Below are 26,848 nucleotides of genomic sequence, written 5' to 3'. Positions count from 1 at the left end.
TCGATGGCGTGTCTGATGTGTTCGAGGACAAGCCGAAGAGCAAGGAACCGGAAATCGACATCACCTCCCTACACGCGAAGATCGGTCAACTCACCTTGGAGAACGATTTTTTAGAGGGAGCGCTCGCCAAGGCCGGTCTGTTGCCGAGCGCAAAGAAATGACGGATCGAGACCACAAGCTGAGCCTCACGCGGCAGGCCGAGCTCCTCGGGATCAGCCGGGGCAGTCTCTACTACGAACCGCGCCCGGTCAGCGAAGACGACCTGCGGCTGATGCGCCGGATCGACGAATTGCACATGGAGTTTCCCTTCGCGGGCAGCCGGATGATGAAGGGCGAGGGCAATGTTCGAAGAATGGCAGTGGCGACCAAAGGTTACCGTTCTGGTCGCCGCCATTGGCTGCGCCGGCATCCTGTTTACCCTGGTCTACGCGGTTTCATCGCGGGAGTTCAGAGCGTGCATCGACCACCTTGTGGACGAAGCCTTCGGTTCCGCTATCGAAGTTGTCAGACACAAGCAGAGCGGCGAATACATCGCCAGACTGCCCGGAGGCCGGCTCGTCAAGCTGTCCGGTCGAGAAGAAGCCGAAGCAATCGCCGAACATGGTTATTCGGCATGTAAAAGCTGCCGTTGACCAAATCCGGCGAACGACGGCCTTGCACTGGTTACAGTCGTTGGTATCGCCGCCGAGCATGGCGACCATCGCGATGTCTTGAAGTCCGGGCTTGAGCGGGTGGCCCGAGATCCCGATGGAACACTTGCTTCAGGCTCGGCCCGCACCGCCACGGGTTTCCGCAAACTCCTGATAAGTAAAGGATCAATTCAGGTTGCCGAATTCCTCCTACGTATGCCAGCTGAATCCTCCACGCGAAGGATAAGCCGCATCTGGTCCGGTCCTTTGCCGGTATCGGGCGAAGCTGCGCGAGACCGGACGCGAAGGCGCTGGCCTCCCCGCCCGGCTCAGGCTCCGGCGACAGGCGCGGCCACGAAAAGCGTGCCATTCTGCACAATCAATTGCCGGCGGCGATCTGTGCCTTCGCGGCCTCGATGCAAGCCGTGCGCATCAAGCGCACCTCCTCGGCGGTGGCGCGCCGTCCGAGATCTCCGGCGACCTTGCGGATGACATCCGCGTCCCCGGGTTCCGCGAAATCCGAGCGCACGACGTCCTTTGCGTAATTGCGCGCTTCCAATGGCGTCTTGTCCAGCAACCCGGCCGCCCAGAGTCCGAGCAGTTTGTTCGCCCGCACGTCGATCCGGTACTGCTTCTCGGCATCATGGGCGTAGGTGTGTTCAAAGGCTTTAAGCCTCTGGTCAAAAGCCGTCATGTCTTCCTCTCATCGGTTGGCACAGGTAACGTCTCGGCCGGGCAGAGATCTGTGGCCAAGGGGCGGCGAATTCCTGCCATCGCCGCCCCTTGGCCATTTCAGCCTGCCGATGAAAAATATGTATGATGCAAACTTTATGGTGCAAGCATCTGACTGCCGAAATTCGCGTCCACGTTCGTCGCTTCGCCACGATTGCCCAGAAGGGAACAGGCTTCGGTCGCCGACCAGCGGTTTCTAGGTCCCCTGCATTTGCTGGAATTTGAGCGTCAACGCCTGGATTTGCAGCCGCACGAGGTCCCGAATGTCGAAATCTTCCCGGTGCAGGCTGCGAAGCACATCATTGGCGGACAGCATCGTGATCCCGTGGACGGAGGCGTACAAGAGATCCGTTATCACTGTCAGCGTTGCATCGTCCGCCCCCGGCAAATCCGCCGCGATACATTCGTGGAGAATGGCGAGGTTTGCCTCGCCCGCCCGGCGAACCGGATCGTCCTCGGCACGAAGCCCATGGTTGAACATCAGGTGAAACTGTCCCGGATGGTCGCGCAAGAAATCGAGGTATGCCTCGCTGAATGCGAACAGACGATCTTCCAGCCGAAGGTCTGACTCGGCCACCCGTCGCATCGCATTGCCAAAGATCTCTTGCCCAAGAAGCGCCACCGCGTCGAGCAGTTCCACCTTGTTCTGAAAATGCGCATAAGGCGCCATTGCCGAGACCCCCAGCTCCCGCGCGAGCCCTCGCAGGGAAATGTCGGAGTCGGGGTCCGCGTCCAGCCTCCGTGTGGCTTCCTCGATCAGCGCATTCTTCAGGTTCTTGTGATGGTAGCTGTCTTTCTTCAATGTCCTGCTCCTTGAAGCGACCCTGCGCCGTGCGGTGCAAAGTTTACATCAAACACATATGCTATGTCCCGCTCCCGAAGAAGGCGGCATAAGCGTCCCAAACACGGAGACAGGCTCAGCCTCTGCGGTATCGCCAAAAATTTACATCGCATATATTGAAACCCGAGCTGGCCTCCATAGATGTATCCTGTCACAAGGATGCGACACGGGAAAACCGAGCGTGTCCCGCCGATTGGCTACAATTCCGAAAGGAAGTTCGATGAAGGATCGCCCTGCTCGCGCCCTCGGCGCGGCTGTCCCGCCTTTTCCAACCGCCCCGGCCGCAGCCAGGTCCCTTCCGCCGGTTCTCCCGCGACAGGCGCAATGCCATTTCGCGTGCCACCCGATCTAACAAGCGCGCCCTCCCCGCCCCCATCATGACCTCCATGATCCCTACGGCAAGGTCCGTGAAACCGGCTTGTTCGGGTCCGAAGGGTTTGTTGGCCGTCACCCGGAGCACTGCGCACGGACAGGCGAACGAAAGAACGCCCCCCCGACCGGCGGAGCCTTAGCGCGACGCTGAGGCCCCTGCGGTGCAATGGTTGCCCCCTCCCGCGCGCCGCAGGGGTCGAAATGATCCAAGGCAACGCAACTGAAACGACGGATCGTTGCCGTGACCTGACCAGAAGGAAGAGACCTTGGGAAAATCCAACGTCAGCGGCAATCCGGCACCCGGCTTGCCGATCCTGTTGGATCGCATGTTTCTCGCCGTGCGCTGGCTACAACTTCCGATGCTGATCGGGCTGGTCGGGGCCTTGCTAGTCCTTGAGCTCAAATTCGCGATGAACCTGTGGGAGGCCTTCGTGTCCTTCAGGGAGTTCTCGCGGATCAAAGTGGTTCTGCTGATCCTAGACCTGATCGACACGGTCCTGATCGCGAACCTGATCACGATGGTGATCGTGGTCGGCTTCAGGATCTTCATTACCCCGGCAAGGGAGGACGACGCCACTCTGCGGCAATCGATGGGAGGATCGTCTCCCGGCGACCTGAAGGTTCGGATTGCCACCACGGTGCTGCTGATCGCGACGATCCACCGGCTTCATATGTTCTTCGACCCGACGGAGGTCACCCGTGACGAGGCGATTTTCGCGCTTGTAACGCACGTGCTTTTCATCCTGACCGCCCTGTCCATCGTATTGATCGAGCGCGTCCGCCGCGGGCCCGTCTGAACCGGCTCGGCACCGGCATGGCGCGCCCCCTAGAGGTCGATGTCCAGCACACCGCCGGGCTCGGCCGCGCGGGATTGGCAGGTGATGAACGCCGTGCGGCGTTGCGCGGCGGAGAGCACGTGATCTCGGTGTTCCACTGCGCCCGCGATCAAGCCGCAGCGACAGACTCCACAGATCCCGTCGGAGCATTTGATATCGACCGGAAATCCGTTCTCCCGCAACACTTCAGCTGCAGTTTTATTTTCCGGAACAAGAAGTTCCCGGCCATCTTTCAAGCCCAGCACGAAGGGATGATCGACATATTCCGGCGCCTCCGGAATGGAGAAATACTCCATATGGCGCGCCGCCTCCGGGAAGCCCTGCGCCTGCGCTGCCGACAAAACCGCCACCATGTAGCGCTCCGGCCCGCAAGTATAAACATGCCAGCCCGGCTGGTAGCCCGCCAGGATCGCCTCCAGATCGGCGCGGGTCCCTTCCGCGGTAATGTGCAGATGCGCCCGGTCGGCCCAAGGCGCGGCGGCGAGCGCGTCCAGATAGGCGGCATCCTGCCGGCAATGGGCCGAGAAATGCAGCTCGAAATCCTTGCCCAGGGCATGCAGGCGATGGGCGAAGGCCAGCATCGGAGTCACACCGATCCCGCCGCCCATCAGGAAGCTCTTGCGCGCGTTCTCGTCGAGTTCGAAATGGTTGATCGGCCGGGAGACGAAGACCTTGCGGCCCGGCGTGAAGATCCGGTGAAGAAGCGCCGAACCGCCGCGCCCCTGATCCTCCCGCAGCACGCCGATCTCGTAGCGCCCGCGTTCTGCAGGATCGTTAGAGAGCGAATACTGGCGCAGGTACTCGGGCGCCACGAGCACGTCGATATGCGCCCCCGCATGCCACTCCGGCAGCGCTGCACCATCGGGGGCGCGAAAGGCGTAGCGGGTGATCGTCGCCGTCATCGGTTCGACCTCGTACACTTCCAGCCGGATAACAGGCGAGTCGTCGGCATTGGTGTAGCGGTGAAGCACCGAGTCGTCGCCGCGCGCCATCCGCGCGCGATATTCCGCAGCCGGGATCATCGCCGCATAGGCCGCGATCCCCGCCTCGCGGTCCATCGGGAAGGGATAGGGCCAGGGATGTGGGGCCAGCGGCGCGGGATAGACGGCGAGCGTCTGGTCCTGGTATTTCAGGTCCAGGTCCTTTTGCAGCCCGCGCCGGTTCACGTCGTGCTCGGTGGGCCTGTAGCGGCCCGCCTCGTCCTGCTCGATATCCCACCACCATTTCTTGACCTCGTTCAACTCGCCATTGCCGAGCCGGTCATCCAGTGCCGCCAACCACGCGGCCGCCGAAGGGATATTGCTGGCCGCCCAGCGAAACGGTGCCTGTGCGAAGAGCCCCTCAAGGTTCCACGGGCAGGTCTTCATGCAACGCCCGCACATCGCGCCGCCGGTCTGGGTCACGCGATAGGTGGTGCATTTCTGGCTGTCCGATTTCCAGATCTCGTAGCCGTTGAACATCAGCTTCGGACCGGCAGTGATCGCGCCTGACGGGCACTCGCGGGCACATTTGTTGCAGTTCTCGCAGAAGTTCTGCAGGCCAAAATCAATGGGCCGGTCATGCGCCATCGGCATGTCCGTCGTCACCGCGCCGGATTTGAGCCGAGGCCCGAGATAAGGATTGAGAATGATCTCGCCGATCCGGCTCACCTCTCCCAGCCCCGAGAGCAGCAGGAGTGGCGGCTGCAGCACTTCACCATCCATCACCGTATGCGCCTTGGCCGAATAGCCAAGATTGCGGATCTGCTGCGCGATCACCCCGCCCAGCAGCGAAAACCGCAGATAGGCGCGCATCGACTGGCTGACGGCGATCCAGTCATCGCCAGAAGCGCCCTCCATTGTCTCGAAGCCCTGATCCACGATCATGCTCACCGCCTGATCATGCGACGGGATGATCGCCGCGCCGGTGGCGTCGTGGCTGTACCAGGCCCAGTCCGGGCAGCGGCTGGTGCCGGCGGCATCGATGCCGAGAAAATAACTCGCCGCCTTCAGGTTGGCCGCATTGCGCGCGGCATCGTCAGGCCGGGCGCCCGCCGGGTTGGGCACGCCGTCCTGCAACAGGACAAAGGCACCGAGCGCGCGCCGTTGTGCCATGGAGGGGGCGGATTTGCGCACGTATTTTCCGCCCGTCGCCGCCTGTTGCAGAGCCTTGCCCATATCGCCGAACTGGCTTCGGGCGAACATGTCGGCGCGCTTCGGCACACGGGCGACATTCGGCTCGTCGATATAGGTGGTGGGTTGCTCCACCCGCTTGAGCCGCTCGAACGGGTAAGCCCCGTCCACGTAGTTGCGCCGCGCATAGGGATCGCGGTTCAACGCCCCCTTGGCAGACCGGGTCCCCAGCCACCATGACGGCCCACTTGTCGCGAGCCATGGCTGTTCCGCCTGCGGGACCAGCGCGGCGTCGTGGGCAAGCGCCATATCGGTCGTCACCGCAGCCAACCCGAACCGCGGCCCCAGCCAAGGTGCGCACAGCACCCCGTCTTCCAGCGTCGCCAATCCTGCGGCGAGCGCCAGCCGGCCCAGATCCACCTCCCCGGTCGTCTGCGTATGGGCGCGGGCGTCGAAACCGAGTGTGCGAATGTAATTGGCCAGAACGACGGCGTTTTCCGTTGCCCGCAGGCAGGCGCGGTGCGCCTGCGCGTCGAGAATCCAATCGCTGCCCGGCTCCTGCGCGCGCGGGTCGCGGTGATATTCATAGAGAAAGACGATGGCGTGCCGGTGGTGGCCCATCTCGCCCGGCTCCGCCTCCATGCTCTCCTTCAGATCGGCCATGATCAGGTCGATCCCGGCAGCGAGCGTCTTGGTCTGCCGTGTCCTGAGCGCATGGGCGAGCCGGTCGATATCCGGGTTGCGCCGCGGCTCCGCGAGCAGCGCGGCAGGGTCCATCGGCCCGATCCCGACCATGGAGGCATCGTTGAAATAGCCGAATGCCTTGAGGTGGTTGGCCCTATCCTGCGGGTCCTCCGGGATGACGGCCCGCTGCGGATTGACCAACCCGCCGCGGATGGCGTCCATCATCGCCTGAAACTCGCCCATCGCGTTGACGAGGCTTTCGGGGTGCTCGGGCCGGTGGAAGGACAGTACCGGCATCGGCGGAACAGCCGAAAGATCAGCAGGTTGAGCGCGCCGCGCCAGCCGTTCCAACGGGTACGGCCCCAGATGGACCGGCCGATTTCGGTCGGAAAAGAACCGGATGCTCATGCTCCCTCCTGCTTGCCCAGGCTGTTCAGACCCTGGGCTCAGCCGCCACAGCTATCCGCGCCCAGCCGCGTGATCCGCTCGAAGGCGAGCGTTTCGACCTCGGCCAGCCGCGTCTCCAACGCCTTGATCCGCGCCTCCAGCGCCGCAGCCGCCGCGTCGTCGGGCAGGCGTTTTTCCAGCGCGGCAAACCGGGCGTGGATCTCGGCCGCCGGAACGTATTCTGCCGCGGACTCGTCCGCGATCAACGCCTTCAGAGCAGCGCGAAACCCGGGACCTCCCTGCCGGATACGCCCGATCACATCACGCACGAGCTGCTCGTGCTCATACTCGATCCGCAGGTTGATAGCCTTGGTCGCGCCCACAGGCTTTGCCATGTTCCGATCCTCTCTCGCAAATTGGCGACGGGAGGTATTCAGAAGACAATTGCAACGAGATAGCAAGATGCAATCACGCCCAGCCGCTATTGCCATTTCCGCCACCCGGAAAAGCGCTTAGCTTCGTCTGAAAACCTCCCCGACGAGTCGAGCCATCCCCATAACACCCACGATCCCCGTTTTCGACGGCCATAACGACCTGCTTCTTCGCCTGGAGCGCGCGCCGGAACGCCGCGAGGAGATCTTCCTGAAGCGCGGACTGGAAGGGCATCTCGACTTGCCGCGGATGCGCGAGGGCGGCTTCGCCGGGGGGCTCTTTGCCATCTACGTGCCCTCGCCACCCGATCCGGATGCGCCGGACCTGTTCGCGCTGATGGAGCACCCGCCCTACGAGGTGCCCCTGCCCGCCCCGGTTCCCGCAAGCGAGGCGCTGCACATCGCGATCGCCGCCGCCGCGCAAATGCTCTGGATGGAGCGCGTCTCGGAGGGGGGCTTTGCAGTCTGCCGCACGGCGGCCGTGATCCGGGCCGCCATGGAGCGCGGCGCGGTGGCCGGTGTCATACACATGGAGGGCGCCGAGGCCATCGCAGAGGATCTCGATGCGCTGCATGTCCTCCACGCGCTCGGCCTGCGCTCGCTCGGCCCAGTCTGGAGCAGGCCGACGATCTTCGGTGATGGCGTGCCCTTCCGCTTTCCGGGTACGCCCGATACCGGGGCCGGCCTGACGGAGGCCGGCAAGGCTCTGGTGCGTGAATGCAATGCGCTCGGCATCCTGATCGATCTCTCGCATCTCAACGAGAAGGGCTTCGACGACATTGCCCGCATCTCGACCGCGCCGCTGGTGGCGACCCACTCCAACGCCCATGCGCTCTGCGCCAGCCCGCGCAACCTGACCGACCGGCAGCTTGCCCAGATCGCGGAAAGCGGCGGCATGGTCGGACTCAATTTCGCGACCTTCTTCCTGCGCGAAGATGGCAAGGGCGCCGCCGATTGCGGGCTGGAGCCGATGGTTCGCCATATCGACTACCTGATCGGGAAGCTGGGCGAAGACCATGTGGGCTTCGGTTCCGATTTCGACGGCTGCGTCGTGCCCGCGGCCATCGGGGATGTTACCGGTCTGCCGCGGCTGTTCGAAGCGCTTCGGGTCCACGACTTCGATAACAACCTGCTCCAAAAATTGGCGTATCGTAACTGGATAGCAACTTTGGAAAACATAATCGGCGCCTGAACCGGCAAAATTGCCGCAATTCAGGCTTTCCATTTTGCACTGCAGCATTAACTAAGTATGACGCAACGGAAAGTGCGCGTGCGTGGTCGCCGGATGCGACGGGAGTGATGTGCGGTCGCCGGTTGCGACGGGAGTAAGAGATGATCGAGTTGGATATCTACCGCGACGAGCCGACAGGCCTGCCGCAGGAAACCAGTGGCGCCACTGTCGTGGAGGGCGATCTCGATACGGCACTGGATCACTTCTTTGAGGCCAAGAATGCCGCGATGGGGCCGCTTCTGAACATCCCCGGCCTGGCCATGCTCTATGCCGAGAACGCAACGATCGATTGCAAGTATCCCGACCCGCATGACAAGAGCGTGATGCTGCACCGCAAGGTCGAGGGTCTCGCGGAAATCCAGCGCTTCTTCGAAGAGCAGGCCGAGATGATCCGCTACATCGTGCATATCGAAAAGGAGCGCTCGGTCTCCGGCCGCACAGCGGTCTGGAAGGGCAAGATGGCGGGCATTGACGGGCCGACCCGCGAAGCGATCCGCTACGACGCAACCTTCGAGCTCGAATTCGACGAGGACGACCACGTTCTGCGCCATTGCAGCCGGATTACGGTGGAAGAGCGCAGCTAGGCCCGGCGCGCTGCTTTCATTTCCGTCGGCCCTGGCGGAACATGATGAAGAGCCCGGAGGCCAGGATGATGGCAGAGCCGAGATAGGTTGCCAGATCCGGGCGCTCGCCGAAAAACAACATGCCGAGCGCAACCCCGAAGAGCAGCCGCGAATAGCGAAACGGCGTGACAACCGAAACCTCGCCCGTGCGCATTGCCTGCGTCAGCGCCGAATAGGCGGCCAGTCCGAAAGCGCTGCCGCATAGCAGGTTCGCAAAGGCACCGGGGCTGGGCAGGACCGCCCCGCCCGTAACGGCCAGCAGCAAGAGCCCAACCGGGATCAGCACCGAGAACCCGCAAATACCCAGCTGCGCATTGCTCAACCCCAGTGGCGCGGCCCGCGTGGCAAGGTCCCGCCCGGCAAAGCCAAGCATGCCGAGAAAGACCAGGATCGAGGCCGCATCGAACCCCTCGGCGCCCGGCCGCAGGATCAGCAGCACTCCGCCGAACCCTATCCAGATGGCGAGCCAGCGTCGCCAGCCCACCTGTTCGTGCATGAAAAGCGCCGCACCGGCCACCACGACGATCGGCGTGGCCTGCATGATCGCCGTCGCATTGGACAGCGCCGTCACCGCAATAGCCAGCGTGTAGAACATCCTCGCGCTGCCTTCGAACAGAGCCCGCAGCAGCATCGGGCGCGACACCATCAACGGGTGCAGCACCGGTTCCCCGCGCGACAGGGCACGGGCTGAGAAATAGATCGTTCCGAGCAGGCCGAAGATCGCCAGCGCCTGCCCGACGGGCAACTCCGCGGTCGCACGCTTGAGAAACATGTCCTCGAAGGCGAAGCCGGCCATCGCCGCGACCATGAAGGCCGCGCCGACGAGGTTGTCCGAAACCGGCCTCACGTCAGGCCGGCTCACTCAAGCGCGCCAAGGCGCTGCAGCATCTCGTCGGCGGCAGCGGCCGGGGCCAGATCGCCCATGGCCACCCGCTCGCCAAGCCTATTCATGTGGTCGCGCATTTCGCCGGACTTGGTCAGCCGGGCCAGAAGGCCCATCCGCACCTCTTCCTCGAACCAGTGGCGGGCCTGCCGCGCGCGGCGGGCTTCCCAGAACCCGTTCTCGCGACGCCAATCGGCCAGCGTGTTCATTTCCTCCCAGGCCAGTTCCAGCCCGTTGCCCTCGACGGCGGAGACCGTCATCGCCTTGGGGAAATCCTTCGGGTCCTCGAGCCGCTTGCGCAGAAGCCGCAACGCGCCGGAATAGTCGGCGCAGGTCCGGTTCGCCACCGGCTTCAGCGCGCCGTCAGCCTTGTTGATCAGGATCAGGTCGGCAATCTCCATGATGCCGCGCTTCACACCCTGCAGCTCGTCGCCGCCCGCCGGCGCCAGCAGCAGCAGGAACAGGTCCGACATCTCCGCGACCATGGTCTCGGACTGGCCAACGCCCACCGTCTCGATCAGCACCACGTCATAATTCGCCGCCTCGCAGAGCGACACGACCTCGCGGGTACGCCGGGCAACGCCGCCAAGCTGGCTCTGGCTGGGAGAGGGCCGGATAAAGGCGTTGCGATTGCGCGAAAGCAACTCCATCCGGGTCTTGTCGCCCAGGATCGAGCCGCCGGAACGCGCCGAGGAGGGGTCCACCGCGAGCACGGCCACCTTCAGCCCCTGCTCCACCAGCATCATCCCGAACGCCTCGATAAAGGTGGACTTGCCGACCCCCGGCGTACCCGAAAGCCCCAACCGCAGTGCCTGCCGGCCGGTGCCGGAAACCTTCTTGCCCAGTTCGACAGCCATGGCACGGTGATCGGCGCGACCGCTTTCGATCAACGTGATCGCCCGTGCCAGCGCCCGCCTCTCGCCGCCAATTACCCGGTTTGCAAGATCCTCGATATCCATCTGCTCCGTCCTCGATCCTTGGTTTGCCCCGTCTTTCTGCCTCCCGCGCCGGAATGTCCAGAACCGGCCCGGTCGACCACCCGGGCCTTCGGAGGCCCAAAACCGGCAATTTGGCCGCTAATTCGCGCCTTTTACCCTGTATCGCAAGCGAAATGCCCCACGTCTTCGTCAGGCGAATACCGGGGCTGACGAATTCTCCAACCGGGCGAAACATCGCTTGGCGCGCCCGCAGCCGGCGAAATCTCTCCGCTGAAATCGGATAGCACGGCCCCGCTGTTGACCTTCTTCAGCTTTTCCTGCCCTTCTCTGCCAAACTGAAACCGTGCGGAAACCATCATGCGCCTGCTTCCCGTCCTGGCACTTGCCCTCGCCTGCGCCACTGCCGCCGCAGCCGAAGAGGGCCGCTTCGCCGTCTCGATCGCCGGTTTCGGCGCCGGCACGATATCCTTCCAGGGATCGGAGGCCAATGGCCGCTACGAGGCCAGCGGACAGGTCGCCTCCAAGGGGCTCGCCAGCCGCCTCTACCCTGCGCAGATCAGCGTTGCGGTTCGCGGCGGAGTTTCCGGCAACCGCTATGCGCCCGCGCACTACAAGGAAACCGCGATCAGGAAGGGCAAGACGAAGCACGCCACCTTCCGCTATGCCAACGCGACGCCGGAGGTGACCAAGAACCCGCCGGACAAGAACCGCAAATCCTACCATGCCGAGGCGAAGGACCAGAAAGGCACCGTCGATCCGATGACCGCCGCCTTCGCCATCCTGCGCGACCGCCCGGCGGATCTCGCCTGCAATCTCGACATCTCGCCCTTTGACGGCCGCGAACGTACGCGCATCCGGATGCGCGGCGGCACGCGCAAGGGCGACCAGCTCACCTGCCCCGGCACCTATTCCCGCATCGACGGGTTTTCCGACCGCGAGATGGCGGAAAAGGTTCACTGGCCCTTTAGCGTGGTCTATACGGTCCTGCCCGATGGCACCCATCGTGTCACCGAGGTCGTCGTGCCGACAACGCTCGGCAAGGTCCGCATGCAGCGTCGCTGAGTGAGAATGTTCGAACCGCTTCCCATCGATCCCGTCTTGCCGGAGCTTGTGGCCGCGCTGCGTCGCGAAGGACGTGCCGTGTTGCAGGCCCCGCCCGGTGCGGGCAAGACGACGCGGGTACCACTGGCGCTGCTGGAGTCCGGCCTTGTGGAGGGCAGGATCGTCATGCTTGAGCCACGCCGCCTTGCCGCGCGAGCGGCCGCCGAGCGGCTGGCCGAGCAGTTGGGCGAACCGGTGGGCGAGCGGGTCGGCTTCCGGATCCGGGGCGAGTCGCGCTGCGGCAAGGCCACGCGGATCGAAGTTGTCACCGAGGGCATCCTCACCCGGATGCTGCAATCGGACCCGGAGCTTTCCGGTATCGGCGCAGTCCTGTTCGACGAGTTCCACGAACGCTCGCTCAACGCCGATCTCGGCCTGGCGCTCTGTCTTGAGGTGCGCGAGGCCCTGCGGGACGACCTGATCCTGCTGCCGATGTCCGCCACGCTGGATGCCGCGCCGGTGGCGGCGCTGATGGGAGACGCGCCGATTGTCACCGCCGAAGGCCGCGCCTTTCCGGTCGACATCCATCACCTCGACGCCCCCCTGCCACCGCGCGCCCGGCTGGAAGAGGCGCTGGCCGATCTGGTGCTGAAGGCCCATGACGCGAGCGACGGCAGCCTGCTCGTCTTCCTGCCCGGCGAAGGCGAGATTCGCCGCACCGAGGCGTTGCTATCCAAGCGCGTGCGCCCCGGAACCGCCATTCATCCGCTTTTCGGCGCCATGGAATTCAAGGCGCAACGTGCTGCCATTGCACTGCCTGAGACAGGACGAAAGATCGTCCTGGCCACGTCGATTGCCGAGACCTCTCTGACCATCGAGGGGATCACCTGCGTCGTCGATTCCGGCCGCGCGCGCCGCGCCCGGTTCGACCCAAATTCAGGCATGTCCCGGCTGGTGACCGAGCGGGTGACACGGGCGGAGGCCACACAACGGACAGGACGCGCCGGCCGCCTTGCACCGGGGCGCTGCTACCGGCTCTGGACCAAGGGTGAGGAAGGCGGTCTGGCCGCATTTCCGCCGCCTGAAATCGAGGCGGCGGATCTGACCGCGCTTGCGCTCGAACTCGCGCTCTGGGGCAGCGCGGAGCTGCCTTTCCTCACCCCACCGCCCGAGGGCGCGCTGGCCGAGGCGCAGGCCCTGCTCGCCGCACTCGGCGCGACGGATGCGGCCGGCCATATCACGGCGCATGGACGCGCGATGGCCCGCCTGCCGCTGCATCCGAGGCTCGCACACATGCTGCTGAAAGCAGGCAGGCAAGCCGCACCGCTCGCCGCCCTTCTTGGCGATCGCGACCCGCTGCGCGGCGCGCCCTGCGATCTTGGGTTGCGGCTGAAAGCCTTGGAAGACCCGCTTTCGGCTGCCGGCACGGCCAATCGCGGCGCCATCGAACGCATCCGCAAGGAGGCCAAGCGCCTCGCCCGGATGGCACCAGGGGAACACGCGCCCTGCTCGACCGCCGAAGCCGCCGCCCTCGCCTATCCTGACCGGATCGGGTTGCGGCGTCCGGGCGACGCGCCCCGCTGGCTGCTAAGTGGAGGCAAGGGCGCGGTAATGGCCGAGAGCGACCCGCTCGCGGGCCAGCGCCTGATCGTGGCCACGGATCTCGACGGCGACACCCGCAACGCGCGCATCCGGCTCGCCTTGCCGCTTGCCGAGAGCGAATTGCGCGGGCTGTTCGCGGACCGGATCGGCTGGCACGACCTTGCGGAGTGGTCACGGCGTGAACGAAAGGTGGTCGCGCGCCAGCAGGAGAAGTTCGGTGCGCTTGTCTTGTCGGACCGGATTTGGCGCGACGCGCCCGTGGATGCGCTGGCGAGCGCCGCGCTGGAGGGGGTGCGAGAGCTAGGCCTGCCATGGACGGACGCAGCCCGTCGCCTTCAGGCCCGTGCGCTGCTCTACCGTGACGAGGGAGGCGAGATCGCGGATTTGTCGGAGGCGGCCCTGTTGGCGGAGGCCGAGACGTGGCTTCTGCCGCATCTGGTCGGTGTTCGCACGGCTGAGGATATCCGTTCGGTGGATCTGCTCGAGCCGCTGCGCCAGAGGATCGGGTGGGACGGAATGCAACGTCTCGACCGTGAGATACCGGGCGCCTTCGTCACGCCAATGGCCCGCAAGATCCCGATCGACTATTCCGGCGACGCGCCGGAGATTTCGGTTCGGGTGCAGGAGATGTTCGGTGTGAGCCGCCACCCGACCATCGGCCCGCGGCACCGGCCACTACGGGTAACGCTGCTCTCGCCGGCAGGCCGGCCCGTGCAGACGACAATGGATATTCCCGGTTTCTGGGCCAGCTCCTATGCCGATGTCCGAAAGGATATGCGCGCGCGCTATCCCAAGCACCCCTGGCCCGAAGACCCGACCCAGGCCGATCCGACACTCCGGGCCAAGCCCCGGCGGTAACCTGGCCTTCCCGGCGGCGTCTTCACGCCGTTGGAAGCGGGGGGAGGCGCGCCCCTGCGGAGCGCGTCCGGGGGGCTACAGCCCCCCGCACCCCCTGTCATTCTTTACGCGTTTTGCAGGCACCAGCGCATGATGGCTTTCTGCGCGTGCAGGCGGTTCTCGGCCTCGTCGAAGATCACCGATTGCGGGCCGTCCATGACCTCGCTTGTCGCTTCCTCGTTCCGATGGGCCGGCAGGCAATGCATGAAGAGCGCGTCCGGTCCGGCCGCCTTCATGAGTTCCTTGTTCACCTGGTATGGGCGCAACAGGTTATGCCGGCGTTCCTGCGAAGATTGGGAATCGTGCATCGACAGCCAGGTATCGGTCACGACCAGATCGGCGCCCGCGACGGCCTTGACGGGGTCGCGTTCGATGGTGATCGAGACACCCTTGGAACGCGCCTCGCCGACAAAGACATCCTCCGGATCCAGCACTTGCGGGCCGGTGAAGGTCAGATCGAAACCGAACTGGCCGGCGGCGTGGATGAAGGAGGCGCAGACATTGTTGCCGTCGCCCGACCAGACGACCTTTTTTCCGGCGATGGGGCCGCGATGTTCCTCGAACGTAAGGATATCAGCCATGATCTGGCAGGGGTGGGTACGGTCGGTCAGCCCGTTGATCACCGGCACGGAGGAGTATTCGGCCAGCTCCTGCAGGGTGGCCTCCTCGAAAGTGCGGATCATGATCATGTCCACGTAGCGCGACAGCACGCGGGCGGTATCGGCGATGGTCTCGCCATGGCCGAGCTGCATTTCCTTGCCCGACAGCACCATCGTTTGCCCGCCCATCTGGCGCACGCCCACATCGAAGGAGACGCGGGTCCGGGTCGAGGGTTTTTCGAAGATGAGCGCGACCATGTGCCCCGCAAGCGGTTGTTCGTCATCGGGCGCGCCCTTTGGGCGACCATTCCGGGCCTCCTTGATGGCGCGGGCATTGTCGATGATCGCCCGCAATTCGGGGGCCGCCGTGGTATTGATGTCGAGGAAATGTGTCATGTGTCGGTCTTTCGTGGAGCGGTGGGTGGGGGGCTGTCTGCCCCCCGCGCGCCATGCGCGCTCCCCCCGAGGGTATTTTCAGAAAGGAGAAGGATCAGGCGGTCTCTGCGGCGCGGCTGGCGGTTCGGTCGAGCCGGGAGAGAGCTTCGGAGATTTCCTCCTCGGAAATATTGAGAGCTGGCAGCAGGCGGATGACATTTTCGGCGGCCGGAACGACGATGAGTTCTTCTTTGTAGGCGGCCGATACGATGTCGCCCACCGGCGCCTTGCAGCGCAGGCCGAGCATGAGCCCCTCGCCGCGGACCTCCTCGAAAATATCGGGATGGCTGGCGACGAGGCCCTCGAGCCCCTGCCGCAGCAGGCCGGCCTTGCGGGTGACCTCCTCCAGGAAAGCCGGTTCGCCGACAATCTCCAGAACGGCGAGCGCCACGGCGCAGCCGAGCGGGTTGCCGCCATAGGTGGAGCCGTGAGTGCCGGCGGTCATGCCGCTGGCCGCCTCTTCCGTGGCGAGCACGGCGCCGATGGGGAAGCCGCCGCCGATGCCCTTTGCGACCATCATGATATCCGGGGTCGCCCCGGTCCATTCATGGGCGAAAAGCTTGCCGGAGCGACCCATGCCGCATTGCACCTCATCTAGGATCAGCAGCGTACCGGTGGCGTCGCAGGCCGCGCGCATGCCCTTGAGACAGGCGTCGTTCATGGTGCGGATGCCGCCCTCGCCCTGGATCGGCTCAACCAGCACGGCGCCGACCTCCGGATCCTTCATCGCCTCCGCAAAAGCCTCGTGATCGCCGAAAGGCAGGTGGACGAAACCCGGCAGCAGCGGGCCGAAGCCCTTGGTCATCTTCTCCGAGCCGGATGCAGCGATGGCAGCCGAGGAGCGGCCGTGGAAGGAGCCTTCGAAGGTGATGATCTTCATCCGCTCCGAATGGCCTTTCTCGTGCCAGTATTTGCGCGCCATCTTGATGGCCAGTTCGGCCGCTTCCGTGCCCGAATTGGTGAAGAAGCAGGTATCGGCAAAGGTCAGCTCGACCAACCGGTCGGCCAAGGCCTGTTGCTTGTCGATATGGTAGAGGTTCGAGGTGTGCCAGAGCGCGCCGGCCTGTTCGGTCAGCGCCCGCACCAGATGCGGGTGGGCGTGGCCCAGTGCATTCACGGCGATGCCAGCCCCGAGGTCGAGGAAACGTCGGCCATCTGCCTCCTGAAGCCAGCAGCCTTCGCCCTTCACGAAATGGAGCGGAGCGCGGTTATAGGTCGGCAGGACGGATGAGACCATTTTTCTATCCTCGTATCGGGAATGGAATGAGTGCCCGAGGGCTTTTGGCGTGTCAATGAGGGAAGGCGGGGGTGTGCGGAAAGGGCCGACGCCGGTCGAACCGGGTCAGGCGCGACGTCGGATGCGTCGGCTTTGGGGATATGCGCAGCGTGTTGCCATGGGCAGCCGCTTAGCGGGAATTCTCGTGCAAGGCCAGCGGTTTTTGGCTAGCGGCAGGCGAAGGGCACGGATAGCGCGGCTGCATGAACGAGGCATTTCGGCACCCGCGCAGTCGCGCCCGCAGGCGATGGCACTGGTGCTGATGGCTTCCGCACTGAGCGTCGGGACAACACCCTTTGCCCCGCCCTATAGCATTACAACCCTCGGCGTTCTGCCGGACAGGATCTCGGTGACGGGCGCAACGGTGATCCCGACCGGCGGCGCTATTCCCCCGTGACGGCGGAGACGAAACGTCATGGCTTGAGCCGGTAGCCCGACTGCATCATCCGCCAGCACAGGAACAGGATCAGACCGGATGCCGTGGACAGGATGGCGAGCCCAAGGAGCGGTGAGCTGTCGGAGATGCCGAGTACCGAGAAACGGATACCGTCGATGAGGTAGAACATCGGGTTCCAGTGCAGCATTGCCTGCATTGCGTCCGGAACGGCCTCGACGGAGTAGAATGTGCCTGACAGGAAGGCGAGCGGGGTGATGATGAAATTGCTGACCGCGGCGAGCTGGTCGAATTTCTGCGCATAGATACCTGCCATGAGGCCGAGCCCGGCCATCAGCGACGCCCCGAGCGCGATATAGAGCAGGGCCAGAAGCGGCGAGCGGATCTCGATGCCGATCACCGGCATCATGACCAGGCCGATGGGAACAGCGACGAAGAGGCCGCGCGCAATGCCGCCCGCGATATAGCCGCAGACCAGTTCGCCCGCCGAGAGCGGCGGCATCAGCGTGTCGACGATATTGCCCTGCACCTTGGAGACGAGGATCGACGAGGAAGTATTGGCGAATGCGTTCTGCACCACGGTCATGGTCAGAATGCCCGGTGCGATGAAATGCAGATAGGCGAAGCCCATCACTTCTCCGCGGCCCGGACCGATGGCGATGGAGAAGATCGTCAGGAACAGACCGGCCGTGACCAGAGGTGCCATCACGGTCTGCATCCAGACGGTCAGGAAGCGTCGGATTTCCCGTCCGGTCAGCGTTTGCAGCCCCAGCCAGTTGACGCGGCCGAAGCGGCGTTCGCCCATGCTCGTGATTTCGCTCATTGTCATCTCCCGCCGAATAAACGGCCATGTTTCCGGGGCCGCTTGTAACCCCCAATCGGGCGACATAGAATAGGACAAACCTGAATGTGAGGGCGGCGCCGGTGTATGTGACCCGGGGGCGCCCTTCTGTATTGGAGGCTGGCATATGTCCTGGACCGAAGAACGCGTCGAGACCCTCAAGCGGATGTGGGGCGAAGGCCAGAGCGCGAGCCAGATCGCCAAGGAACTTGGCGGCGTGACGCGCAACGCTGTGATCGGCAAGGTGCACCGGCTGGGGCTGTCCAACCGCAATGGCGGCGGCGGCAGCGACAAGGCAAAGACAGCCGAAGCGGCGCCGGAGAAGGCCGCCGCGCCCAAGGCCGAGGCGCCCAAGCCGAAGCCCGTGAAGGAACAGCCTGCCAAGGTCGAGGCCAAGCCCGCGCCGGTCGCGGAACCGGAGCCCGAGACCCCGGCCGTGCCGCCGCGCCGCCAGATCATTCCGGCCGGCCAGCCGCTTCCGCCGCAACCTTCGGCCAACGAGATCAGCCCCGAGGCGCTGGCCTCGGTGCGCGAGGTGGAGAAGAAGGCGCGCAAGCTGGGGCTGATGGAGCTGACCGAGCGGACCTGCAAATGGCCGATCGGCGATCCGGCGACCGAGGAATTCTGGTTCTGCGGCCTGCCTGTCCAGCAGGGCAAGCCTTATTGCGAGGCCCATGTGGGTGTCGCATTCCAGCCGATGTCCTCGCGCCGCGACCGTCGGCGCTGAGACCGTGGCCCAGGCGGGGGCGCTGCCCCCGTCGCGGCGAGCCGCGACTCCCCCGGGATATTTCGGGAAAGATGATGGGCTGTGCGTTGGCGCAGTCCCGTGTGCGTTTTCCCGAGCGCGGGAATAGGCTACCAACGGTTGGCATTGACAAGGAGTCCGGCCGTGGCTGCCATCATTTCCATACAGGATCTTGCCAAGACCTATGAAGGCGGCTTCGAGGCGCTCAAGGGCGTGAGTCTCGAAATCGAGGAGGGCGAAATTCTTGCCCTGCTCGGGCCCAATGGCGCCGGCAAGACGACCTTGATTTCGATCATCTGCGGGCTGGTCTCGCCAAGCTCCGGCAGCGTGAGCGTGGGTGGGCATGATATCCTGCACGCCTACCGGGCGGCCCGAGAGATGATCGGGCTGGTGCCGCAGGAAATCACCATCGAGCCCTTCGAGAAGGTGATCAACACGGTGCGCTTCTCGCGCGGGCTGTTCGGCAAGCGCCGGGACGATGCGCATATCGAGAAGGTATTGCGGGCGCTGTCGCTCTGGGACAAGCGCGACAGCCGCAACCGGGAGCTTTCGGGCGGCATGAAGCGGCGGGTGCTGATCGCCAAGGCGCTGAGCCATGAGCCGCGCGTGCTGTTTCTCGACGAGCCGACGGCCGGGGTGGATGTGACGCTGCGGCGGGAGATGTGGGAGTTGGTGCGCCAGCTGCGCGCGGAAGGCGTGACGATCATCCTGACCACCCATTATATCGAGGAGGCCGAGGAGATGGCCGATCGGATCGGGGTGATCGACCACGGGCGGCTGTTGCTGGTGGAGGAAAAGGCGAAGCTGCTCCACCAGCTGGGACGCAAGGAGCTGGTGCTGGAACTTACCGAGCCCTTGCCGGAACTGCCGTCGCCCTTGGAGGGCTTCGAGTTGCAGCGCTCCGAGGACGGCATGCGGCTGGTCTATGAGTTCGACGCCCATGCGGAGAGCACGGGCATGACGCGGCTCTTGGGCGCCGTGGCCGAGGCAAAATTGTCCCTGAAGGATCTGACGACGCAGCAAAGCTCGCTGGAGGACGTGTTCCTCACGCTGGTGGAAGAGGGGAGGACCGGGAAATGAACTGGCAGGCGGTGCTGTCCATCTACAGGTACGAGATGAACCGGACCTTCCGGACGCTGGCGCAATCCATCGTTTCGCCGGTCCTGTCCACGGTGCTCTATTTCGTCGTCTTCGGCACGGCGATCGGCCAGCGAATCGACACGGTCGACGGCATTCCCTATGGCGCCTTCATCGTTCCGGGGCTCGTGATGCTGACGCTGTTGCAGCAATCGGTGACGAATGCCTCCTTCGGGATCTATTTCCCGAAATTCATCGGCACGATTTATGAGCTGCTCTCGGCGCCGATCTCTTTCATCGAGATCGTTATCGGCTATGTCGGCGCGGCGGCGACCAAGGCGCTGATGATCGCAGCGATCATCCTGATCACCTCGACCTTCTTCGTGGACTTGACCATTGCTCACCCGGTTTTCATGATCATGTTCTTGGTGCTGACATCGGTCAGTTTCGCCCTGATGGGGTTCATCATCGGCATCTGGGCCGGGAATTTCGAGCAGCTTCAGCTCATTCCGCTGCTGGTGATCACGCCGCTCGTCTTCCTCGGCGGGGCCTTCTATTCGATCACAATGCTGCCGCCGGGCTGGCAGGCGGTGAGCCTGTTCAACCCGGTGGTCTACCTGATTTCCGGCTTCCGCTGGTCCTTTTTCGGGCTGGCGGACGTGCCGGTGGGGTTGTCGATCCTGGCGATCAGCGTCTTCCTGGCGGCCTGCCTTACGGCGATCTGGTGGATCTTTCGCAGCGGTTGGCGGATCAAGCCCTGAAAAAGGCATGTCCGCCGACGCGTTCAGGCGCGATTGCCTTTGCGCATCATCCGGGCAAGCTCGGCACGCGACTTGCCGATATCGTGGAGTTGTTCATCGCTCAGCTTTTCCAGCGCGAGGCGCTCGCGATAGCGGTGATCGGCATCCAGCACCCTGCGGAACAGCCGTGCGGCAAAAGAAGCGCGGGCGGGGTGATGGGCGGTGATGCGGGTGTCGAGGATCTGTTGCATTGGGGACTCCTGTTCGTGCTGACAGCTCCATCCTGCGCGCCCGCCGCAATTCCAGCGCAATCAACAGCGTAAATCCCGTGCAACTCCGCGCAAAATCTTCGTGAAAAGCGACAGTGCATTTGATCTGTTGGCGTGAAACCAGCTATTTTGTGGCTCATGACGCGCGCGCTCACATTGCGCCTCGAAGGCAGCTTCGAGGCCAGGGATTCCGCCGACGTGCCCATCGAGGGCCTGTCGAAGCGGGGACAGGCGCTATTGGCCTACCTGGCCTGCCAGACGGACTTAGCCGCGTCGCGGACGGTGCTGATGGACCTGCTCTGGTCGGATCGCAGCCGCGATCAGGCCAGCGCCTCCCTGCGCCAGGAATTGTCCCGCCTTCGGCGAAGCCTGCCGGAACATGTCTTGTTGGCAGATCGCAGCGATGTGCGCCTGTCCTGCGAAGACCTGTGCATCCGGCCCGGAGAGGGCGCCCCGTTGCTCGACGGGTTCGACCTCGCCTCGCGCGGCTTCGAGGACTGGTTGCGCGACGCGCGGCTGAGGCATCAGGATCGGGCGCGCGAAGACCGGCTCGCCCGGGCCGCCAGGGCGCTCGAGTCCGGCGATGTGGAGGCGGCCCAATCCGCCGCCTACGCCGCGCTGGATGCGGACCCGGCGAGCGAACAGGCCATGCAGATGCTTCTGCGTGCCGCTGCTCGGGGCGGTGACCGCCCTGGGGCACTTGCCCGGCTGGAGCGGTTCGAAACCTATCTTTCGGAGCAGCTCGACCTGAAGGTGCTGCCGGAAACCGTCGCGCTGGCGGACGCCCTGCGGCAGGTGAGCCCCGCCGCCGTCGCTTCTGCGCCCGAGATATGTATCCCGGGCAGCGACGGAACCCCGGTTGTGTCGATCCTGCCCTTTGAGGACATCGGCAGCGACGCGAATAGCGTGTTCGCCGATGGGGTGGTCGAAGAGATCACAGCCACGCTCAGCCGCAGCCGCGATTTCCACGTCATCGCCCGCCAGTCCAGTTTCGCACTGCGCGGACAGGGCTTGTCACATGCCGAGATCGGCAAGCGGCTCGGCGCGACCTACCTTCTCGAAGGCAGCATTCAACGCTCAGGCGACCGGGTGCGCATCACCACGCGGCTCGTGCTGTCGGAGAGCGGTCGCGTCATCTGGTCGGATCGGCAGGATGACCGGCTCGACGACCTGTTCGATCTGCAGGACCGGATCGCCGCACACGTGGCCGGCCAGCTTTCGCCCAGCCTGCGCAGCGCCGAGATCGACAGGGCGCGCGCCAAGCCCGCGCCGGACAGGACCGCCTATGACCTCGTCCTGACGGCCTATCCCCATTTTTGGGCCCATAACCGGGAAGCGAATACAAAGGCACTGGCGCTTTTTGACGAGGCGCTGGCCTGCGATCCGGACTCCCCCCGCGCCTTGGCGATGAAGGCCTGGTGCCATGCACAGCAGGCCTGTTACCTCTGGAGCAACGATCCCGACGGAAATGCCGCGCGCACCCGGGAGTTCATCACCCGCGCCCAACCCGTCTCACAGGAGGATCCGCCCGCGCTTGTCGCCCTGGCGGCCGCCTATTCCATTGCCATGAACGACTTCACCCGGGCAGAGGCCTGCCTCGACCGGGCGCTGTCGATGGACCCGAACAACGCCTGGGGCTGGCTGCGCAAGGGATGGAACGCCGTTTACTCCGGTAATTTCGACGAAGCCTTTGCCCATTTCGACCGGATGGAACATCTCAGCCCGCTCGATCCCTTCCATTTCAACCTTCTGTTCGGACGATCCGCGACCTATCGGGCGATCGGACGTTATGACGAAGCCATTGCCCTGGTGGAAAAGGGTCTGGGCGAGGCGCCGGGCGCCACATGGGCATACCGCATGCTCTTTGCCACCCACCTGCGCGCGGGCAACCTGGAGGCCGCTACCGAAGCGGGGCGCAAATGGCGCCAAACCAACCCGGACATGAATCGCGGATTGATGAACCGGCTCCTGCCCAAATGGAGCCACGACCCCGAGTATCGCGATATTCTGCTCGCGCTCTGGGAAGAGGATTGAGCGGCCTTTCCGTATCGCTCGCGCTCGTCTATAGCCTGCGACATGTCCAGCAACCCGCCCGATCTCCGCCCCGATCTTGCCCGCGCGCAAGTCTCCGAATCCAGCCGCCCCGGCCAGCCGACCATCGGCATGGTCTCGCTCGGCTGTCCGAAGGCGCTTGTCGACAGCGAACGCATCCTGACGCGGTTGCGCGCCGAGGGCTACGGCATTTCCTCCGACTATGCCGGAGCCGATGCAGTGATCGTGAATACCTGCGGTTTCCTCGATTCCGCCAAGGCCGAGAGCCTGGAGGCCATCGGCGAGGCGCTGGCTGAGAATGGCAAGGTTCTGGTTACCGGCTGCCTCGGGGCGGAGCCGGAATACATCACCGGCGTTCACCCAAAAGTTCTGGCCGTCACCGGTCCGCATCAATACGAACAGGTGCTGGACGCGGTGCATGCCGCCGTGCCGCCGGACCCGCACCCCTTTATCGACCTGATGCCGGCCAGTGGCGTCAGGCTCACGCCCCGCCATTACAGTTATCTCAAGATTTCAGAGGGCTGTAACCACAAGTGCAAGTTCTGCATCATCCCCGACATGCGCGGAAAACTGGCCAGCCGGCCTGTCCATGCGGTGCTGCGCGAAGCGGAGAAACTGGTGGAGAACGGGGTGAAGGAGCTCTTGGTCATCAGCCAGGACAGCTCGGCCTATGGCGTGGACCGCAAGCATGACAGCCACCCCTGGAAGGGCGGCGAGGTACGCAGCCACATCACCGATCTCGCCCGCGAACTAGGCCAGTTCGGTGCCTGGGTGCGGCTGCATTACATCTATCCCTACCCGCATGTGCGCGAACTAATCCCGCTCATGGCCGAGGGGCTGGTCCTGCCCTATCTGGACATTCCCTTCCAGCATGCTCACCCGGAGACTCTCCGGCGCATGGCGCGCCCAGCGGCAGCAGCGAAGACGCTCGACGAAATCGCGGCATGGCGGCAGGTCTGCCCGGACCTCGTGCTGCGCTCGACCTTCATCGTCGGCTATCCCGGCGAGACGGAAGAAGAATTCCAGACTCTGCTGGACTGGATGGACGAGGCACAGCTCGACCGCGTCGGCTGCTTCCAATACGAGAACGTGGACGGCGCGCGCTCCAACGCGCTGCCTGATCACGTTCCCGCCGAGGTCAAGCAGGAACGCTGGGAACGGTTCATGGAAAAGGCTCAGGCGATTTCCGAGGCCAAGCTGGCCGCGAAGGTCGGCCAGCGCATGGAAGTGATCGTCGATCTGGTCGAAGAGGATGCCGCCACCTGCCGCACCAAGGCGGATGCGCCCGAGATCGACGGCAATCTCTTCATCGATGAAGGTTTCGAGGCGCTCCAGCCTGGGCAGATCGTCACCGTCGAGGTGGACGAGGCCAGCGAATACGACCTCTGGGGTCGACTGTTCTAGTTGCGCGGTACCGAATAGAGCTCGTACCCATCGGCCACGGCGACCAGGACAGCACTGGTTTCTGTCACGAAGACCCCGGTGCCCTCATAGCCTACCGGACAGCCAACGAGGTCCGCGGTGTGATCCAGGAACTGGTTGGTGAATTCGTTCTCTCCAACCCGGACGCATTGATCCGCGGGGTCGCGATAGCCTCCCATGAGGGGGAGGCTCTGGCCCGTCGGCGGCTCCGTGCAGGCCAGCAGAGACAGGCCGAGCGGAAGGATGATGAAAGATAAGCGCATTACAATTCTCCATTGCAATGGCGCCAGTCTATCACATCGCCGCCCTGTCAGCTTCGGTTGTCGAGATAATAGCGCACGGCGTCCTGCACGCGGCGGAATCGGTCGCCGCCAAGCTTCACCCCGCCATACCAGCGGGTGACGATCACGACGTGGTTCTCCAGCCCTTCGCGTTCGAGCATCCGCAGGATGACCATCCCTGCCCCGCTCTCGCCGTCGTCGTTCTTCAACGGCCCGTCCGGGAGCAGGACCGCCCAGCTGTTATGGGTGGCCTTGGCGAATTTCTTTTTCCGGCAAAGCTGCTTGACGACGGCGGCTGCCTCTTCGCGACTCCGGGCGGTCGCGCCGGAGACCGCGTATTTCGATCCGCGGTCGCTCAGGATGCCGTCGAAGATGTCCATGAGTTCCTACGCCTTTTCCGCGCCGATCAGATCACGGCGTGGCGGAAGTGGCCAGATCAGTGCGGCTTCAGCGCATCCAGTTTTTCGCCAATCCGGCAGAATTCCGGCGCACGTTTCTGCCGAGGCAGGCCCTTCTGTCCGCCAAGCCAATGCTGGCAGGAGGCGACATGCTCACAGACCTGGCAGGCCTGAACCAGGCCCAGATACCCATCCGGGCTCAGACGGCCATCATCGAGTGCCTGTCGGAAATTCAGGCCTATGCTGCGCCCCACGCTTCGGGTCAGCCAGAAATGAAAATCGGTGTCGCCTGGAAAACACATTTCGCTCTCGCTTGTCAGGTTTCGCTCGATCCGTTCGCCCGCGCGGCTTCCTGTTCCGCCTTCAGTGCCGAGAACAGCTTGTGGTTCACGCAGGTTTCGGGGGCTTGGTCGGCCTCGGGATGCTCGCGCAGCCAGTGCGGGCAATCGCCGCCCCAGTCGCAGCCGCGGCAACGCCGCACGGTTGCAGCCCATTTCTCCTGGCTGAAAAGCCCGTTATCGATGGCGGCTTGCAGGTCCACGCCTGCAGCCTTGGCCATGCTGAGCGCCAGCCAGTAATGGTCTCTCTCCGGGCCGAGTGGTCTCATTTACGCAGCTCCTGTCTTCGAATTTTTTGCGCGCCACCCGTCGCACTTTGTACGCTAACGCGCCTTGATGCAGGTCAATCAACGCCCCACGCATAGCTGCCTTTCGGCAAAATGGCCTGCCAATCGGGCGATTCACCACCACCGTCGCCGCCCAAATGGGCAACACGAGGCGGCTCGCCTACTTTGTGGGCGGTTTTGTTCTGAACGTTAGGTGTCGGACGCCGCCCCGCCTCCGGGCGGCGCTACGGAAAGCGCCCGCAAGTGCATGGCACACCGCGACCAGAGGCCGCGTGGGGATCGTCGCTTCGGACTGGCGGATTACCAACTAGCCGCTACGCTGTTCTCCATGTTTACCATCGAGCATGAATTCGACGCCACCGTGATCACCCTCGTTGACGAGGGTCCCGCGCCGATCAACGAAGACGTCGTGATCAACGCGTTCGAGGAGTGCGTGACCATCGAGCAACTCGATCCGCGTACGGACGAAGTCCAGAAAGTCACGCTTTCGCCCGGGCAGCTACGCGACCTTACGGCCGCTCTCAACCTGCCCGAGGGCATCTACCGGCTGCGCAGCGAGGACAATTGACCAAGTGCCCACCCTCTTCCGAGGCAGCGACGCCCACGGAAACCCTGCTGAAGGACAACACGCCCCGTCTCGCCGTGAGGGCCCTGATTGTCTCGGATGATCGCCTGTTGCTGGTCAATGCCTGGCCGGGGGTGCAATCCGGCCTTTGGTGCGCGCCCGGCGGCGGGGTGCAGCCCGGGCAATCCCTGCCGGAAAACCTCCGCCGGGAGGTGATGGAAGAAACCGGTCTTCGGATCGCCGTTGGCCTGCCCTGCCTGGTGAACGAGTTTCACGCACCGGCCTCGGGCTTTCACCAGGTCGAGATATTCTTTCGCTGCACACTCCAGGGCGGAGCGCTTTCGCCCGAGTGGCGCGATCCCGAAGGCGTCGTTTCCAATCGGATCTGGGCAAGCCGCGCCGAAATGGAGCAGCTACGTTTCAAGCCGGACGGCCTGCCGGAGGCGGCCTGGGGGAATGGGATTTCCTACGATCCGCTGGAACTTCTCATAAAGTGATGTCGTCGGGGTCGCGAAGGCCGCCCGTCGCCGACCTATTTCGTTTAAAAACTCCCGTTGTTTTGGGCCGTGATCGCTGATTCAATCGTCTCAATTGAGAGGAGGTTTCGGCGATGATGGGACCGCGACAGGAGGCGCAGGGTGCGCTGTTCTACGACTTTTCGCTGGAAGATCCTGTACCCCGAGACCATCTGCTGCGGTCGATCGATCGTTTCGTCGACCTGAGCAGCATGCGCTCGCACATCGCGGCGTTCTACAGCCACACCGGACGTCCTTCGATCGATCCCGAGCTGCTGATCCGAATGCTGATCGTCGGCTACTGCTTCGGTATCCGGTCGGAGCGGCGGTTGTGCGAGGAGGTGCATCTCAACCTGGCGTACAAGTGGTTTTGTCG

General features: G+C 64.2%; 29 protein-coding genes and 1 pseudogene. 16 read left to right on the top strand and 14 right to left on the bottom strand.

All coding sequences use genetic code 11. The features are described 5' to 3' along the window. Positions 1-394, top strand: a pseudogene (locus tag BLR85_RS29995) (IS3 family transposase); the annotation flags it as partial. Further along, positions 342-632 carry a hypothetical protein gene (locus BLR85_RS22960; RefSeq protein WP_093162960.1) on the top strand — a complete coding sequence of 97 codons (291 nt, stop codon included), beginning with the start codon at positions 342-344 and terminating at the stop codon, positions 630-632. The pseudogene BLR85_RS29995 and the gene BLR85_RS22960, both read left to right, overlap by 53 nt. Before the next feature lie 376 nt (positions 633-1,008). On the opposite strand, the gene BLR85_RS22955 is transcribed toward BLR85_RS22960, so the two are convergent. Both BLR85_RS22955 and BLR85_RS22950 read right to left on the bottom strand, forming a co-directional pair. Further along, complete coding sequence (locus BLR85_RS22955) at positions 1,009-1,323, bottom strand: ATPase inhibitor subunit zeta (RefSeq protein ID WP_093162957.1); 315 nt, start codon at positions 1,321-1,323, stop codon at positions 1,009-1,011. A gap of 234 nt (positions 1,324-1,557) precedes the next feature. After that, a complete protein-coding gene (locus BLR85_RS22950; protein WP_093162955.1) occupies positions 1,558-2,163 on the bottom strand; it encodes a TetR/AcrR family transcriptional regulator in 606 nt (201 codons plus the stop codon). Positions 2,164-2,840: 677 nt separating this feature from the next. Here BLR85_RS22950 and BLR85_RS22945 point away from each other — a divergent pair. Continuing rightward, positions 2,841-3,371: a YqhA family protein gene (locus tag BLR85_RS22945; protein WP_093162952.1), complete on the top strand. Its 531-nt coding sequence runs from the start codon at positions 2,841-2,843 to the stop codon at positions 3,369-3,371. Between the two features lie 29 nt (positions 3,372-3,400). Here the strand turns inward: BLR85_RS22945 and BLR85_RS22940 are convergent, their stop codons facing one another. Together BLR85_RS22940 and BLR85_RS22935 are read right to left on the bottom strand one after the other, a co-directional pair. After that, positions 3,401-6,613 carry a 4Fe-4S dicluster domain-containing protein gene (locus BLR85_RS22940; RefSeq protein ID WP_093162950.1) on the bottom strand — a complete coding sequence of 1,071 codons (3,213 nt, stop codon included), beginning with the start codon at positions 6,611-6,613 and terminating at the stop codon, positions 3,401-3,403. A 38-nt stretch (positions 6,614-6,651) separates the two neighbouring features. Then, entirely contained in the window at positions 6,652-6,987 is a 336-nt protein-coding gene (locus BLR85_RS22935) for a hypothetical protein (RefSeq protein ID WP_093162947.1), read from the bottom strand. Positions 6,988-7,147: 160 nt separating this feature from the next. Between BLR85_RS22935 and BLR85_RS22930 the strand changes: the two genes are divergently transcribed. Both BLR85_RS22930 and BLR85_RS22925 read left to right on the top strand, forming a co-directional pair. Then, entirely contained in the window at positions 7,148-8,215 is a 1,068-nt protein-coding gene (locus BLR85_RS22930) for a dipeptidase (RefSeq protein ID WP_093162944.1), read from the top strand. Between the two features lie 140 nt (positions 8,216-8,355). After that, positions 8,356-8,838 carry a nuclear transport factor 2-like protein gene (locus BLR85_RS22925; RefSeq protein ID WP_093162941.1) on the top strand — a complete coding sequence of 161 codons (483 nt, stop codon included), beginning with the start codon at positions 8,356-8,358 and terminating at the stop codon, positions 8,836-8,838. Positions 8,839-8,854: 16 nt separating this feature from the next. Here the strand turns inward: BLR85_RS22925 and BLR85_RS22920 are convergent, their stop codons facing one another. After that, the gene (locus BLR85_RS22920) at positions 8,855-9,739 is read right to left on the bottom strand and encodes a DMT family transporter (protein ID WP_425284497.1); all 885 of its coding nucleotides are present in this window, start codon (positions 9,737-9,739) and stop codon (positions 8,855-8,857) included. Beyond that, positions 9,736-10,719 (bottom strand): methylmalonyl Co-A mutase-associated GTPase MeaB, encoded by a 984-nt coding sequence (gene meaB, locus BLR85_RS22915; protein ID WP_093162939.1) that lies wholly within the window; start codon positions 10,717-10,719, stop codon positions 9,736-9,738. Before meaB ends, BLR85_RS22920 begins: the two co-directional genes overlap by 4 nt. A 336-nt stretch (positions 10,720-11,055) precedes the next feature. Between meaB and BLR85_RS22905 the strand changes: the two genes are divergently transcribed. Both BLR85_RS22905 and hrpB read left to right on the top strand, forming a co-directional pair. After that, positions 11,056-11,760, top strand: coding sequence for a DUF3108 domain-containing protein (locus BLR85_RS22905; RefSeq protein ID WP_093162933.1), 705 nt, complete (start codon positions 11,056-11,058; stop codon positions 11,758-11,760). Positions 11,761-11,766: 6 nt separating this feature from the next. Then, positions 11,767-14,199, top strand: coding sequence for an ATP-dependent helicase HrpB (hrpB, locus tag BLR85_RS22900; RefSeq protein WP_093162930.1), 2,433 nt, complete (start codon positions 11,767-11,769; stop codon positions 14,197-14,199). 104 nt (positions 14,200-14,303) lie between these two features. Here the strand turns inward: hrpB and argF are convergent, their stop codons facing one another. Together argF and BLR85_RS22890 are read right to left on the bottom strand one after the other, a co-directional pair. Then, on the bottom strand, positions 14,304-15,233 hold the full coding sequence (gene argF, locus BLR85_RS22895; RefSeq protein ID WP_068312481.1) for an ornithine carbamoyltransferase: 930 nt from the start codon (positions 15,231-15,233) through the stop codon (positions 14,304-14,306). A 94-nt stretch (positions 15,234-15,327) separates the two neighbouring features. Next, on the bottom strand, positions 15,328-16,509 hold the full coding sequence (locus BLR85_RS22890) for an aspartate aminotransferase family protein (protein WP_093162928.1): 1,182 nt from the start codon (positions 16,507-16,509) through the stop codon (positions 15,328-15,330). A 286-nt stretch (positions 16,510-16,795) separates the two neighbouring features. On the opposite strand from BLR85_RS22890, the gene BLR85_RS29325 reads away from it, so the two are divergent. Then, a complete protein-coding gene (locus BLR85_RS29325) occupies positions 16,796-16,945 on the top strand; it encodes a hypothetical protein (protein ID WP_170844716.1) in 150 nt (49 codons plus the stop codon). Between the two features lie 16 nt (positions 16,946-16,961). On the opposite strand, the gene BLR85_RS22885 is transcribed toward BLR85_RS29325, so the two are convergent. Beyond that, complete coding sequence (locus BLR85_RS22885; protein ID WP_244520842.1) at positions 16,962-17,765, bottom strand: ABC transporter permease; 804 nt, start codon at positions 17,763-17,765, stop codon at positions 16,962-16,964. 145 nt (positions 17,766-17,910) lie between these two features. Here BLR85_RS22885 and BLR85_RS22880 point away from each other — a divergent pair, with 145 nt between their 5' ends. From BLR85_RS22880 to BLR85_RS22870, 3 genes are all read left to right on the top strand, one after another. Continuing rightward, positions 17,911-18,510 carry a GcrA family cell cycle regulator gene (locus BLR85_RS22880; RefSeq protein WP_093162926.1) on the top strand — a complete coding sequence of 200 codons (600 nt, stop codon included), beginning with the start codon at positions 17,911-17,913 and terminating at the stop codon, positions 18,508-18,510. Positions 18,511-18,672: 162 nt separating this feature from the next. After that, the gene (locus tag BLR85_RS22875) at positions 18,673-19,608 is read left to right on the top strand and encodes an ABC transporter ATP-binding protein (protein ID WP_093162924.1); all 936 of its coding nucleotides are present in this window, start codon (positions 18,673-18,675) and stop codon (positions 19,606-19,608) included. Further along, a complete protein-coding gene (locus BLR85_RS22870; RefSeq protein ID WP_093162922.1) occupies positions 19,605-20,366 on the top strand; it encodes an ABC transporter permease in 762 nt (253 codons plus the stop codon). The genes BLR85_RS22875 and BLR85_RS22870 overlap by 4 nt, the downstream gene beginning before the upstream one ends. Before the next feature lie 23 nt (positions 20,367-20,389). Here the strand turns inward: BLR85_RS22870 and BLR85_RS22865 are convergent, their stop codons facing one another. Continuing rightward, positions 20,390-20,596 carry a YjiS-like domain-containing protein gene (locus tag BLR85_RS22865; protein WP_093162920.1) on the bottom strand — a complete coding sequence of 69 codons (207 nt, stop codon included), beginning with the start codon at positions 20,594-20,596 and terminating at the stop codon, positions 20,390-20,392. Between the two features lie 132 nt (positions 20,597-20,728). On the opposite strand from BLR85_RS22865, the gene BLR85_RS22860 reads away from it, so the two are divergent. Then, positions 20,729-22,648 carry a tetratricopeptide repeat protein gene (locus BLR85_RS22860; protein ID WP_139188516.1) on the top strand — a complete coding sequence of 640 codons (1,920 nt, stop codon included), beginning with the start codon at positions 20,729-20,731 and terminating at the stop codon, positions 22,646-22,648. Positions 22,649-22,690: 42 nt separating this feature from the next. Then, positions 22,691-24,070, top strand: coding sequence for a 30S ribosomal protein S12 methylthiotransferase RimO (gene rimO / locus BLR85_RS22855; RefSeq protein ID WP_093162916.1), 1,380 nt, complete (start codon positions 22,691-22,693; stop codon positions 24,068-24,070). Here rimO and BLR85_RS22850 read toward each other — a convergent pair. The 4 genes from BLR85_RS22850 to BLR85_RS22835 are packed head-to-tail and all read right to left on the bottom strand — an operon-like array spanning position 24,067 to position 25,374. Beyond that, positions 24,067-24,351 carry a hypothetical protein gene (locus BLR85_RS22850; RefSeq protein ID WP_093162914.1) on the bottom strand — a complete coding sequence of 95 codons (285 nt, stop codon included), beginning with the start codon at positions 24,349-24,351 and terminating at the stop codon, positions 24,067-24,069. The two genes, rimO and BLR85_RS22850, sit on opposite strands and share 4 nt — an antisense overlap. Before the next feature lie 47 nt (positions 24,352-24,398). Beyond that, positions 24,399-24,749, bottom strand: coding sequence for a YigZ family protein (locus tag BLR85_RS22845; RefSeq protein ID WP_093162910.1), 351 nt, complete (start codon positions 24,747-24,749; stop codon positions 24,399-24,401). 56 nt (positions 24,750-24,805) lie between these two features. Continuing rightward, a complete protein-coding gene (locus BLR85_RS22840) occupies positions 24,806-25,069 on the bottom strand; it encodes a DUF6455 family protein (RefSeq protein ID WP_093162906.1) in 264 nt (87 codons plus the stop codon). Between the two features lie 14 nt (positions 25,070-25,083). Further along, positions 25,084-25,374: a DUF6455 family protein gene (locus tag BLR85_RS22835; RefSeq protein ID WP_093162903.1), complete on the bottom strand. Its 291-nt coding sequence runs from the start codon at positions 25,372-25,374 to the stop codon at positions 25,084-25,086. A 346-nt stretch (positions 25,375-25,720) separates the two neighbouring features. On the opposite strand from BLR85_RS22835, the gene BLR85_RS22830 reads away from it, so the two are divergent. From BLR85_RS22830 to BLR85_RS22820, 3 genes are all read left to right on the top strand, one after another. Beyond that, positions 25,721-25,960, top strand: a complete 240-nt coding sequence (locus BLR85_RS22830) for a hypothetical protein (protein ID WP_093162964.1) — start codon at positions 25,721-25,723, stop codon at positions 25,958-25,960. 47 nt (positions 25,961-26,007) lie between these two features. Then, on the top strand, positions 26,008-26,454 hold the full coding sequence (locus BLR85_RS22825; RefSeq protein WP_093162962.1) for an NUDIX domain-containing protein: 447 nt from the start codon (positions 26,008-26,010) through the stop codon (positions 26,452-26,454). A 113-nt stretch (positions 26,455-26,567) separates the two neighbouring features. Beyond that, a partial coding sequence (locus BLR85_RS22820; RefSeq protein WP_139188515.1) for a transposase occupies positions 26,568-26,848 on the top strand: 281 nt, incomplete at its 3' end.

Origin of the sequence: Aliiruegeria lutimaris, assembly GCF_900099935.1 — a bacterium.
GTDB classification, from domain to species: Bacteria; Pseudomonadota; Alphaproteobacteria; order Rhodobacterales; family Rhodobacteraceae; genus Tropicimonas; species Tropicimonas lutimaris.
The sequence above is the reverse complement of the archived record's forward strand: the minus strand, read 5'-3'. Positions and strand labels throughout refer to the sequence as shown.